The organism is Flavobacterium celericrescens (assembly GCF_011392075.1).
Classification (GTDB): domain Bacteria; phylum Bacteroidota; class Bacteroidia; order Flavobacteriales; family Flavobacteriaceae; genus Flavobacterium; species Flavobacterium celericrescens.
In genome coordinates, this window is sequence record NZ_JAAJBV010000001.1 from 120391 (window position 1) to 132816 (window position 12426).

Annotated in this window: 16 protein-coding genes; 1 reads left to right on the top strand and 15 read right to left on the bottom strand. The window is 30.8% G+C overall.

Going from position 1 to position 12426, the window contains the following annotated elements:
- Nucleotides 1–3: 3 nt before the first annotated feature.
- The 13 genes from G4L40_RS00535 to trmB all read right to left on the bottom strand — a co-directional run bounded on the left by G4L40_RS00535 (nt 4) and on the right by trmB (nt 9443).
- Complete coding sequence (locus tag G4L40_RS00535; RefSeq protein WP_166234958.1) at nt 4–180, bottom strand: hypothetical protein; 177 nt, start codon at nt 178–180, stop codon at nt 4–6.
- Nucleotides 181–184: 4 nt separating this feature from the next.
- Nucleotides 185–1411 carry a DUF4178 domain-containing protein gene (locus G4L40_RS00540; RefSeq protein WP_166234960.1) on the bottom strand — a complete coding sequence of 409 codons (1227 nt, stop codon included), beginning with the start codon at nt 1409–1411 and terminating at the stop codon, nt 185–187.
- A 2-nt stretch (nt 1412–1413) separates the two neighbouring features.
- Nucleotides 1414–1776, bottom strand: a complete 363-nt coding sequence (locus tag G4L40_RS00545; protein ID WP_166234962.1) for an S-adenosylmethionine decarboxylase family protein — start codon at nt 1774–1776, stop codon at nt 1414–1416.
- Between the two features lie 84 nt (nt 1777–1860).
- The gene (locus tag G4L40_RS00550) at nt 1861–2193 is read right to left on the bottom strand and encodes a 2Fe-2S iron-sulfur cluster-binding family protein (RefSeq protein WP_166234965.1); all 333 of its coding nucleotides are present in this window, start codon (nt 2191–2193) and stop codon (nt 1861–1863) included.
- A 1-nt stretch (nt 2194) separates the two neighbouring features.
- Nucleotides 2195–3253 (bottom strand): NAD(P)/FAD-dependent oxidoreductase, encoded by a 1059-nt coding sequence (locus G4L40_RS00555; RefSeq protein WP_166234967.1) that lies wholly within the window; start codon nt 3251–3253, stop codon nt 2195–2197.
- A 117-nt stretch (nt 3254–3370) separates the two neighbouring features.
- Nucleotides 3371–3610, bottom strand: coding sequence for a NifU family protein (locus G4L40_RS00560; RefSeq protein WP_166234969.1), 240 nt, complete (start codon nt 3608–3610; stop codon nt 3371–3373).
- Nucleotide 3611: 1 nt separating this feature from the next.
- A complete protein-coding gene (locus G4L40_RS00565) occupies nt 3612–4754 on the bottom strand; it encodes an Mrp/NBP35 family ATP-binding protein (RefSeq protein WP_166234971.1) in 1143 nt (380 codons plus the stop codon).
- Between the two features lie 182 nt (nt 4755–4936).
- Nucleotides 4937–5497: a YceI family protein gene (locus G4L40_RS00570; protein ID WP_166234973.1), complete on the bottom strand. Its 561-nt coding sequence runs from the start codon at nt 5495–5497 to the stop codon at nt 4937–4939.
- 56 nt (nt 5498–5553) lie between these two features.
- Nucleotides 5554–6963, bottom strand: a complete 1410-nt coding sequence (locus G4L40_RS00575) for a hypothetical protein (RefSeq protein ID WP_166234975.1) — start codon at nt 6961–6963, stop codon at nt 5554–5556.
- 24 nt (nt 6964–6987) lie between these two features.
- The gene (locus G4L40_RS00580; RefSeq protein ID WP_166234977.1) at nt 6988–7572 is read right to left on the bottom strand and encodes a YceI family protein; all 585 of its coding nucleotides are present in this window, start codon (nt 7570–7572) and stop codon (nt 6988–6990) included.
- A gap of 177 nt (nt 7573–7749) precedes the next feature.
- On the bottom strand, nt 7750–8085 hold the full coding sequence (locus G4L40_RS00585; protein ID WP_166234979.1) for an MGMT family protein: 336 nt from the start codon (nt 8083–8085) through the stop codon (nt 7750–7752).
- A 3-nt stretch (nt 8086–8088) separates the two neighbouring features.
- Nucleotides 8089–8715 carry a LysE family transporter gene (locus G4L40_RS00590; RefSeq protein WP_166234981.1) on the bottom strand — a complete coding sequence of 209 codons (627 nt, stop codon included), beginning with the start codon at nt 8713–8715 and terminating at the stop codon, nt 8089–8091.
- Between the two features lie 53 nt (nt 8716–8768).
- The gene (gene trmB / locus G4L40_RS00595; RefSeq protein ID WP_166234983.1) at nt 8769–9443 is read right to left on the bottom strand and encodes a tRNA (guanosine(46)-N7)-methyltransferase TrmB; all 675 of its coding nucleotides are present in this window, start codon (nt 9441–9443) and stop codon (nt 8769–8771) included.
- Between the two features lie 194 nt (nt 9444–9637).
- On the opposite strand from trmB, the gene G4L40_RS00600 reads away from it, so the two are divergent.
- Nucleotides 9638–10711: a UDP-N-acetylglucosamine--N-acetylmuramyl-(pentapeptide) pyrophosphoryl-undecaprenol N-acetylglucosamine transferase gene (locus G4L40_RS00600; protein ID WP_166234985.1), complete on the top strand. Its 1074-nt coding sequence runs from the start codon at nt 9638–9640 to the stop codon at nt 10709–10711.
- Here the strand turns inward: G4L40_RS00600 and G4L40_RS00605 are convergent.
- Complete coding sequence (locus G4L40_RS00605; RefSeq protein ID WP_166234987.1) at nt 10676–11719, bottom strand: sensor histidine kinase; 1044 nt, start codon at nt 11717–11719, stop codon at nt 10676–10678. The genes G4L40_RS00600 and G4L40_RS00605 overlap by 36 nt on opposite strands.
- Complete coding sequence (locus G4L40_RS00610; protein WP_166234988.1) at nt 11719–12402, bottom strand: response regulator transcription factor; 684 nt, start codon at nt 12400–12402, stop codon at nt 11719–11721. Before G4L40_RS00610 ends, G4L40_RS00605 begins: the two co-directional genes overlap by 1 nt.
- Between the last annotated feature and the right edge of the window lie 24 nt (nt 12403–12426).

A 12426-nucleotide genomic window follows, 5' to 3' on the forward strand; every position in this document is an offset into this window, starting at 1 on the left:
AAATTATTTATGATAAAATCGATTTACTGTACTATGTCCTCTAGAACCTCCTGAATTATATTTTTCTGTAGATTCGCAATCACAAATTCTACTTCCTGTGAAGGAATATCCTAAAAATAGCATGTAAACAAAAAGTCCAAATGCTATAGCCCATTTATTATTAATGATAAACTGCTTCATATTACTACTCGGTATAAGGTGTGAAATCACTATTCTCCCATCTTCTTTGTTCGAAGTTTTTCTTTAAAAAGAAAATTATTGCAAAAATTCCACCTAGAAAAACTAAACTTAACATAAAATTCCATACCGATGATTCGTTCCAAACGGCTGTTATATTCATAGTTTGGTTAGAAGTGTCCGTATCTTGTTTAGATGGTATTATTACTAAATGATACTTACCTTGAGCAACCCCACAGAAATTAAAGGTTGTACTTGTACTTCCTTCGGTCCAACTTTCTCCATCGGTATAACCACTGTAGTATTCTATATCTTTTTGAGCGTATTCTTCTTCGTTGGTTGCTTCATTTACTAATGAAACTTGTGCGTTTGCCCATGAATTATTTACATCTGAACTAGCTGAAACAATTAAAGGTGCAGGACTTCCTTTTAATTCAAAAGAAGGTGAAATGAATTCCTTATTTTTATATTCATCAAAATTCAAAGACGTATACAATACATTTTTCTCCGTTCGACCAATATTAAAAAAGATATAAGTTGCTAAAATTAATATCGCAAATGATACAAAAACAAGAAGTGTATTGTAAATATTAAATAAAAAAGGTTGCACAAGTCCAACTCCAGATTTAGATGGTAGTTGACTTACATTAAAAATCTTTTTTACTTCACTTGAAGAAATATGTTTTCCTAAATAAGTTGCATCATCCTTATCAAATTCCTCAATTGAAATAATATATGGTGGATTAATGTACTCAACCATTTTTACTGGTCTACCACTTATTTCAAACTCATAAAAACCATAAACTCTTGCAACAAAAGCATCGGTATATTCATAAAGATTATATGATATTTCATCATGTGTGAGTTTCTTATATTTCCGAGAAACATCATACGATACAGGAATTTCTTCAAGTAAAATCCAATGCCCATCTGTTTCAGAAAGATATTTTACTTTACCTGATTTTGACATTAATGTATACTCACGCCAATAATAAATGGCATGAGCTCTTTTTATAATTAATCCAACAATTTCATAGGTTTCTCCATCGATGATTCCTTTTGTTCCAATTTTTAGAGTAGTATCTTTAGGAACATAATCGTATGCTTTTTCGAATTTCAACTTCGAATTATTGTAAGTAAAGAAACTATTACAATGTGAACAACCAAAGCTTTTTACTTCAAAACTTGATTCAATAGCAGTATTTTGATTACACTTAGGACAAGTTAATTCCATATTTATCTTTCTACTTCTATTTGTTTAACAATACTTGCTTCAAAATAAGCTATAAAATCTTTTGCAATACTTCTAACTTTACTAGAATTATCTTGGGAATAATTACACAGATAAACATCCATCGTTAACGTATTAATTTCTGGCCACGTATGGATACAAATATGGGATTCTTTTAAACAATAAGCAATCGTAAAACTTCCGTTTTCAAAAACAAATGACGTATTCCCAACTTTTTCTAATTGATTTTCAAGGAGAAGATTGTCGGTAAAAGCAACAAAACCTAATAAATCTATTAATTTATTACTATTTGAAACTTCGAGTGTTAATAATTGATGTAATCCTAAAAGATTGCTTTGTTTTTCCATTATGTAAAAGTAAACCTATTCCTTATACGTTTCATTTCTACAAATGTTACAATAAAAAATAAAAAAAGCGAGAAAAATCTCGCTTTATTGTTCTGGTGCTATTTCAATTTCTAAACCTTCTAAATCTTCTGTGATTGGAATTTGGCAACCTAATCGTGAATTATCCTTTACATGATAAGCTTCCCAAAGCATAGCTTCTTCGTCTGGGTTGCGTTCTAAAGAAACGACATCATTTAAAACATAACACTGACAAGATGCACACATCGCCATTCCACCACAAACACCAACAGTTCCTTCTTCTGCTAATTCATAAGAACGAATTAATTCCATAATGTTCATATTCATGTCGGTTGGGGCTAACACTTCGTGCTTAACTCCGTTTCTATCGGTTATAAAAATGGTTACGTCTTGGCTCATATTAATCAATTGATTTTACAACGGCTTTTTCCGCTTCTTTTCTGGTACCATCAAAACCATCTACTCCTGAAACGGTGGTATATTTCAACACATAACGTTTTCCCGGATTGATTCTATTGTATACACTTTGACACATTAATGTTGCTTCGTGGAATCCACATAAAATCAACTTTAATTTTCCTGGATATATATTAACGTCACCGATAGCATAAATTCCGTCGATGTTGGTTTGATAATCTAAAGCGTTATTTACTTTTATAGCGTTCTTTTCGATTTCTAATCCCCAGTTAGCTATTGGTCCTAACTTTGGTGTTAATCCGAAAAGCGGAATAAAATAATCACATTCTGCTTTCATTCTGGCTCCGTTAACTTCAATATCAACAGCGGTTATTCTTTCACTACCATTAAACCCAACAACTTCAGCTGGCGTTACTAATTTAATTTTTCCAGCATTCTTCAATTCTTGTACTTTTTCAACTGAATCTAATGCCCCACGGAATTCATTTCTTCTATGAACTAAAGTCACGGAATTCGCTACATTCGACAAGAAAATACTCCAATCTAAAGCAGAGTCACCTCCACCAGCGATTACAATGTTTTTTCCACGATATTTTTCTGGATCTTTTACGAAATAATCTACTCCACGGTCTTCTTTTTCGTAGAATTCGATGTCTTTAAGAACAGGCTTTCTTGGTTCAAAAGTTCCTAATCCACCTGCAATTGCAATTGCTTTTGCTTGGTGTATTGTTCCTTCGTTAGTGGTTACTATAAAAGTACCGTCTTCTAATTTTTCAATGGTTTCAGCAGTTTCTCCTAAGGTAAATCCAGGTTGAAATTGTTTGATTTGTTCCATCAAATTCGTTACCAAATCACCAGCTAAAACCGAAGGATAACCTGGAATATCGAAGATTGGTTTTTTTGGATATAATTCTGCTAATTGCCCTCCTGGTTGAGGCAAAGCGTCAATAATATGACATTTTAATTGTAATAATCCGGCTTCGAAAACGGCAAAAAGCCCCGTAGGACCTGCACCAATAATTAATATATCCGTTTGAATCATGTTTTAAAATCATTTATATATGCAAAGTTACAAATACATTGATTTGCTATACGTTACATAAGTTACAAAGTGGCAAAATTGAATAATTCAAATATAATATAACATGATAATAATCAGTTATGCTATATTTTCTACTGTTTCAATTTGAGGTGCATACTTTTTAATAGTAGTTTCTACACCAGCTTTCATTGTACTAATACTGAAATTACAACTTGTACAAGCTCCCTCTAATCGTACTTTAACGTGTTTATCATCAATGATTTCGATTAATGATATATTTCCTCCATCAGAATTCAAAAACGGGCGAATTTCATCTAATGCTTTTTCAACATTCTCCTTTATTTCTAGTGTAGTCATATTATTTTCCTTTAACAGCAGAACAACCTGCCATTGTTGTTATTTTGATAGCTTCTGTTGGTGGTAAAGTTTCATTACGACTTACCGTTTCTTGCACTACATTTCTTGTGATATTTTCGAAAACACTTTCTAGAACTGAAGCTGTTTGCAATGCTGCTGGACGACCATAATCTCCTGCTTCACGGATACTTTGTACTAGTGGCACTTCACCTAAAAGTGGCACTTGTAAATCTGCTGCCAAGTTTTTAGCCCCTTCTTTACCAAAAATATAATATTTATTTTCAGGTAATTCTTCTGGAGTAAAATATGCCATGTTTTCTATGATTCCTAAAACTGGAACACTTACTGCATCAGACATAAACATTGCAACTCCTTTTTTAGCATCTGCTAATGCTACAGCTTGAGGCGTACTGACAACAACTGCTCCTGTAATAGGCAACGATTGCATAATTGACAAATGAATATCGCCTGTTCCAGGTGGTAAATCGATTAGCATAAAATCTAATTCGCCCCAGTTGGCATCAAAAATCATTTGATTTAAAGCTTTGGCAGCCATTGGACCTCTCCAAATAACGGCTTGGTCTGGTTTTGTAAAAAATCCGATGGACAAAATTTCTACACCATAACTTTGTACTGGTTGCATTTTTGATTTCCCATCTACTTCAACTGAAATAGGCTTAGCATTTTCAACATCAAACATAATTGGCATTGATGGTCCATAAATATCAGCATCTAAAACCCCAACTTTGAATCCCATTTTTGCTAATGAAACCGCCAAATTTGCTGTAATAGTAGATTTTCCTACACCACCTTTACCTGATGCAACTGCTATAATATTTGAAATTCCTGGAATAGCTTTTCCTTTTATTAAGTTAGGATTTTCAGCTTTTTCTGGCGCTTCAACTTTTATGTTTACTTTTACTTTTGCTTTTTCATATACTTTTTCGTGAATAACTTTGATGATATCCACTTCTGCACGTTTTTTTATATGTAAAGCTGGCGTAGCCAAAAGCACATCAACAACAACCTCGTCTCCAAAAGTGATTACATTTTGAACAGCACCACTTTCTACCATGTTTTTGCCTTCACCTGCAACAGAAATAGTTTCTAAAGCCGCAAGTATCTCTTTTCTATCTAGTTTCATTTTTATTCAGACTGATTTTAGATTGCAAAGATAGGAAGAAGTTTATGAGTTTAAAAGTTTAGCAGTTTAAAGTTTTTATAATTCAATAAGTATAATTTATACTACTCGAAGCATCATAATAAAAAAGCAATCTCTACTAATATAAAGATTGCTTTCTTAAACTAAACATGAAAAAAGATTTATTAATATTGTAAAAAGAGATTAAAATGAATATCAACATTATCATTTACAATAACCATCCCTAATAATTTTTTAGGTGCTTTCAAGTTAAAGTCTTTAATATTGATTTTTAATTGTCCTTTTACATTATTGCTTTTTGAATCATAAGTAACTGGAATCGTATACTCTTTAGAAACCCCTGCAATTTCAACTTTTAATTTTGCCGAAATATGCTCTTTTAAAGTGGTGATTTCTTTTACTTCTAATTTTATATTTGAATACTCGTTGGCTTTTAGGATGGTTTTGAAATCTTTGGTTATCATTTTATGCGCACAATCAAAACCAGTACTTTTGATTGATATTTTTGCACCATCTAACACAATTTTAGCATTTTGTTTAGCTAACGAAACTTGAATTTCGTCTTCAATAAATGCTGAATTGTATTTACATTCAAAAGAATTTACATTTGATTTTCCCTTAATAATAACTTCGCTTTGATTAGTTATTTTTACTTTGGTTTTATTTGAAACAAAACCCAGATTAATCAAAATAAAACATCCAATAAACAAACTAATTGTTCTCATGATTCTTGAAAAGAGAAAAGCTTTCACTTTTCTCTTTTTTTAATTATTTATTTTTTTTAGAAAGTGATAACAGCTTCAAACATTAATCCACTGAATTTACCACCATATAAGTCATTTAAGCTATTTCCACTGAATTGAGAATAATCTTTATAGCTTTGAGTTGTGTAGGCTACTTTTGCTAAAATATTTTTAGTCATAAACCAACCCATACTAGATTCAAATCTGTTTACACTTACTTTGTCAGCATCAGCATTAGCTAATTTTCCAGACACTACATTGTATCTTGCTCCTACATAAAATTTTTCATTTGTTCCAAATCTATATACAACGTCTCCTGCATATTGATTTACTTTACGAGCTTCGTCAACACCTTTTTTATCACCACCTTGAGCTAACTCGATAGTTCCAAAAAATTCCAATCCTTTATATTTAACAAATGGATTAAACATTACAGTTGTAAACCAGTTTCCAAAATTTGGATTAAATCTGCCTGTAGTTGCATTTGCAGCTAAATCAGTTGTAGCATTATTTGTAACTGCTGTAGTTCCATAAGTATAGGCTGCATGAGACATTACATAGTAATAACGGCTACCAGCTCTGTCAGAACTCCATGGATTACCACTCATATTTGCATTATGTGCTAATGAACCTGTAAATCTTACTCTTAAATCAGTATTAATTTGTTTGTCATAACCTAATTTAGCCAAAATTGTAGGACTAATTGTTGTGTTTGGATCAGGCGCTGCTGTAGTTGGCGCTGCTGGAACGAATTCAGTAACATTTTGGTTTAATTTACCATTTGTCATTCCAAACATAGAAACAAATCCGTTTCTGTTGTAGTAAATTTCAGCACCCATTTCTGTAGTAAATGAATCCATAATATTACTTTCAATAAATGGATTTACTAAAGCACTACCATTATCTGATCTTCTAAAGTGAGCATCACCATAATTGTTTTCCATTTGACCAATTTTGATTGTAGCATATTTCATGAAGCCAGCCAAGAAATCCTTTTTAATGAAATCTAACTTGTCAATTTGTAAATATCCTCCTTTAACCCAAGTTTCATTGTGGTGTCTTGCTGCTAGATATAAATCTAAATTAACTCTAACTCCATCATACAATTGAGCTCCGATAGTCATATTTGCAGTAGGTAAATTGAATTGATTTTCAAGATTGTTTAATCTATAATTTGTAATTGTAGTTCCATTTGAAGCAGTATAAGAACCTACTTGTTGATCATTAAATGAATTTATAGCTTGAAATTGTAAAGCAAATGCTCCACCTAAATCAATACTTAATCCTTTAAATTCGGCACTATCTTTTTTAACATCAAATTGATTAATTGCTCTTTGATCTCTTGGTATTAGATTTTGCATATTACCAAATGTAGTTGTCTGCGCCTTAATGCCAGTAGATAAACCTAAGGCTAGTATTGCTAACGAAAATTTAATAAATGTTCTCATGATATGAATTTTTATATTTATGTATTAGTTATAAGTTACTTTAAAATCTACAACAACTTCTTTTCCTGTTTTGATAGTTCCCATTAAAGCTGTTGGAGGTTCGACACCATATAATGTCATGTCTAATTTTTGTTTCCCAGAAAAAATCATTTTTTTACCTATAAGTTTAACTGAAAAAGTTTGGTTAATTCTTTTTGTTACACCTGCAATTGTTAAATCGCCTTGTGTTTCTACAGTATAATTATCGTTGGAAACTGTTGTAATTTTTATCACTTTTACCAATTTGAAAGTGATGGTTTTGTGGGTTTTGCTTTTTAGAGCTTTGAAAGTGTTTTTATCCATTCCGCTTTTACCACTCTTTAATTGTTCGGCTTCAACAGAAAAATCTAAACTTTTTATTGCTTTCAAATCACCAGCATCTAAAGTTACTGCCGCTTTTCCGCTCATTGCTTTGGCTTCTATTGTCCAATCGTGTAAATTTGAAGTTCCATCTACCTCTAATTTACTTTCGGCTACAACTACTTTTGCCTCTTGTGCCTTACCGACAAATCCTGTCGCTAAAAAAAGTACTAAAAACCATTTTTTGAAGTGTATTTTTAAAGTGTCCATTTGTATTGATGTTTAAATTATAGTACAAATTTCCACCTATAAAGTAAGGGATTATATGACTTTTGTCACATTTGTTACAGAAAAAAAATGATACATTATAGAATGTGTTAACTCAAACGTTTTAGTTTAAAAAAAGAGGTGAATAAGTTAAAAAAATAAAGAAAATATTTTTATTTTTTATTTAAAAGGTTCCCAAAAGTGTTTTTCAAAATCGATAATTTGATTTTCTACTACTTTTATACCTTCATTTTCTAAAAGTTGTTGCATTAAATTGGTTCCATCAAAATGATGTTTACCAGAAAGCAATCCTTTTCTGTTCACTACACGATGCGCAGGAACATCTTCTAAATTATGAGAAGCATTCATTGCCCAACCTACCATTCTAGCAGAACGAGCCGTTCCTAATGCTTTTGCGATAGCACCATAGGAAGTAACTTTCCCTTCAGGAATTTGGCGAACAATTGCATAAACACGTTCGAAAAAATTTTCATTATTTGAGTTTAATTTTTCCAAACTTTAGAAATACATTTTATAGAGCGAAGAAATAGCTACAACACCTGTTAAAGCAGCAATTAAAAAATTAATATTTTTTACAATAAAAGTTAATCGGTGTTCAATTAACTTAAAAAACTTTGCATATAAGTAAAATACAAAATAAGTCCCAATAGCAGCTGATAACGAAAACAAAACTATAGAAATCATATCATACTGAAACAAATCTTTTGAAGACATCATTAAACTTGTTATAGCATACCAAGGAATGGCAAACATATTAAACGACGATAATGCCATACCATAAAAAAAACGATTTCTTTTTGCTTCTATTTTTACTTCAATATCTTTTTTCTTTTTAGCATTGAAACCCATTACGGTGAAAACTACTGTCAATGCGATAAAAATAAATGTTCCTATTTTTTTTAATCCTTCGCTAAAAACAGGGTTTGCATCTAAAAACTTTGCAAAATAGGTTCCAAAAAAACATTGAAAAAATACTACAACAACTGCTCCAAAAGCAAAATTTAGAGCTTGGGTTTGGTTTTCTTTAATGCTTATTTTGGCAATTGTCATATTCAACATGCCAGGAATTATGATTCCTACAATAGCAATAATTAACCCTAAGAAAATAGCTAATACAAAAGTCATAGAAAGATTTTTATCAAAAGTAAAAAAGATTAACTAGTCTAAAGCAACTTATATTACTTAATTCTAAATTGTATATATGTAATTGGTTTGTTTACCTCTAAATATTGGCTCTCGTAAAATGTTTGAATCCCTGTTACTTCTGCTGGAGCTCCTTCATTTTTATAAATATTGTGATTTGCATAAATTACTTCGTGACCTTCACCATGAAGTAACCCTAATGTATAACCATGCATAAACTCTGAATCGGTTTTTAAATGCATTAACCCATTGGTTTTTAAAATCTTTTTATATCGATTTAAAAACTCTGAATTTGTCATCCTATGCTTGGTTCTTTTGTATTTAATTTGAGGATCTGGAAAAGTTATCCAGATTTCTGAAACTTCGTTTTCAGCAAAACAATGTTCAATTAATTCAATCTGTGTGCGTAAAAAAGCTACGTTTTTCATGCCTGATTCAACTGCTGTTTTTGCACCACGCCAAAACCTTGCTCCTTTAATGTCAATTCCAACAAAGTTTTTATTGGGACTTTTTTCAGCTAAGCCAACAGAATATTCTCCTTTTCCACAACCCAATTCTAACACAATAGGATGATCATTTTTAAAAAAATCGCTATTCCATTTTCCTTTTAATGGGAAACTATCTGATACAACTTCTTCTCTTGTTGGTTGAAAAACATTTACAAACGTTTCGTTTTCTTTGAATCTCTTTAATTTATTTTTACTTCCCACGATTTTATTTAATTTTTTGGTAAAATTAAGGAAATATAAAAGAACTCAAATTTTTTTTACTTTACATCTTGAAAAAGTATAACTTTTCATGACGATTTTGTTCAATATTCAAATCAAATAATTACGTAATGCTTTTATTTTATACCTTTGAATCGAAATTTTATTTCTCATCGCCCCCTAAGATCAAGACATAAATGAATGCCCCAAAGAAAATACTAATCACTCCATTAAACTGGGGATTAGGACATGCTACAAGATGTATACCCATTATCAAAGCATTGGAACAAAATAATTTTGAACCTATAATTGCTTCTGATGGTGTAGCTTTAGCATTATTAAAAAAAGAATTTCCACATTTAACTTGTTTAGAACTTCCTGCATATAATATTGAGTATGCAACTAATGGCAGAAACTTCAAATGGAAACTTTTAACTCAAATGCCTAAAATGTTTAGCGCAATTCGTAAAGAAAAAAAAGCTATTCAAAATATCATTGAAAAATATAAAATTGACGGGTTAATATCTGACAATAGACTTGGTTCGTTTTCTAAAAAAATTCCTTCTGTTTTTATTACGCACCAACTTAATGTGCTTTCTGGAAAAACGTCTTGGCTAACTACAAAAGTACATTTAAATTATATTAAAAAATATACTGCTTGCTGGGTTCCAGATGTGGATAAATTTCCGAATCTATCAGGAAAATTAGGCCATTTAGACAAGCCATTAGATAACATCACATACATAGGACCATTGAGTAGAATCATAATAAAAGATTTGTCAAAAAAGTATGATTTAATGGTGATTCTTTCTGGCCCTGAACCTCAACGAACCCTTTTAGAAGAAAAACTAATTGAGGAATTACAAGAATATCCAAAAGAAATTCTATTTGTAAAAGGAACTATTCAAGACCAACAAAAAAACTGGAAAGAAAATCAAATTACCTATTATAATTTTATGAATTCAGAACAATTAGAAACTGCTTTTAATGAAAGTGAAATTGTTCTGTGTCGTTCGGGCTATACAACAGTTATGGATTTAGCTAAATTAGGAAAAAAAGCTTTTTTTATTCCAACACCTGGTCAATATGAACAAGAATATTTGGCAAAGAAATACAAAATGGAAGGTATTGCACCAAGTTGTAAACAAGATAAATTTAGAATAGAAAAACTATCAAAAATTGATGTCTATAAAGGATTACAAAATTTTTCAAATGAAGAAATAGATTGGGAAAATTTATTTAGCCTTTTCCAAAGTAAACGAGAATTCTGACCCTTTCCCGAATTTGCTTTCAACATTGATTTTTTCATTGTGACGTTCAATGATATGTTTCACAATTGCTAGACCTAAGCCCGAACCCCCTTCACTTCTTGCACCACTTTTGTCAACTCTATAAAAACGCTCAAAGAGTCTTGGGATATGTTGCTTTTCAACACCTTCTCCATTATCGCTAACTTTGACAATAACTTTATTGTTTACAAAATCTTCTATGCTTACTTCAGTTGTACCGTTCTCTTTTCCATATTTGATAGAATTTTCAACCAAATTTGTAATGACTTGCTGTATTTTTTCTAAATCAGCTACTACTTTTATGGGTCTAACATATTTCATATCAAAAGTTAGGAGAATATTTTTCTTGGAAGCTCTCATTTCGAGTAAATCCAATACGTTTTGAATCACATCAACAATATTAAACTCAGAAATTTCTAAACCAAGTGTATCCATTTCTAACTTGGTAATCATGTCTAAATCATTCACGATATATATTAAACGCTCTACACCTTTTTCGGCTCTTTGTAAATATTTTTTTCGAATGTGTTTATCGTCCATCGCACCATCTAAAAGTGTTAACAAATATCCTTGAACGGTAAAAAGAGGTGTTTTTAATTCATGAGAAACGTTTCCTAAAAATTCTCTTCTGTATTCTTCACGTATCTTTAGTGATTCAATTTCTAGTTTTTTATCACGAGCAAATTTTTGAACTTCACTTGTAAGTGTTGCCATATCTGTAGTAATTGGCTGGTTTCTGAAATTGGCATTTTCCAGTAAAGAAACGTCATCATATATTTTCTTAACTCTTTTATAAATAAAATATTCTACTCTATATTGTAATACAAAAAATGAAAATATAGAAAGTGCTATAACAAATAACAACAAATAATAAAAGGGAAGTTTAGCAAAATAATAATTGGCTATTGCTAAAAATCCAAAAGAAAACAAAGCAATATAAAAAGATGATTTTATTGCGAATTTATATGATTTTTTAAATTTTATAGCCATTAAAATTCAATTTTGTAACCAACTCCTTTAATGGTTTTAAAGAAATCATCACCTATTTTTTCTCTTAATTTTCGAATATGCACATCAATTGTTCTTCCACCAACTACAACTTCATTTCCCCAGACTTTGTCTAAGATTTCTTCTCTTGTAAATACTTTTCCAGGTTTTGTTGCTAAAAGATAAAACAATTCAAACTCTTTTCGCGGTAAAATAATTTCTTTTCCGCTACTAATAATTTTATATTCTTCACGGTTGATTTCTATATTACCAACGGTTAATGTGCTGGTTGCCTGATTATCTTCTTTTAACCTTCTTAATAATGCCTTAACCTTACTTACAAGTACTTTTGGTTTAATTGGCTTAGCAATATAATCATCTGCGCCAGCATCAAAGCCAGCTACTTGAGAATAATCTTCTGAACGGGCTGTTAAAAATGTGATAATTGTATCCTGAAGTTCTGGAATTTTTCTAATGTTTTCACAAGCTTCAATACCGTCCATTTCAGGCATCATTACATCTAAAATAATTAGGTGCGGCAATTCTTTTTTAGCTTTAGCAATGGCTTCTTTACCATTATTAGCAGTAGAAATTTGATATCCTTCTTGAGATAAATTATAACCTACAATTTCTAGAATATCCTTCTCATCATCAACCAACAAGATTTTAATATCTTTTTTTTTCATAACACTATTATGTTGCATTTCTGA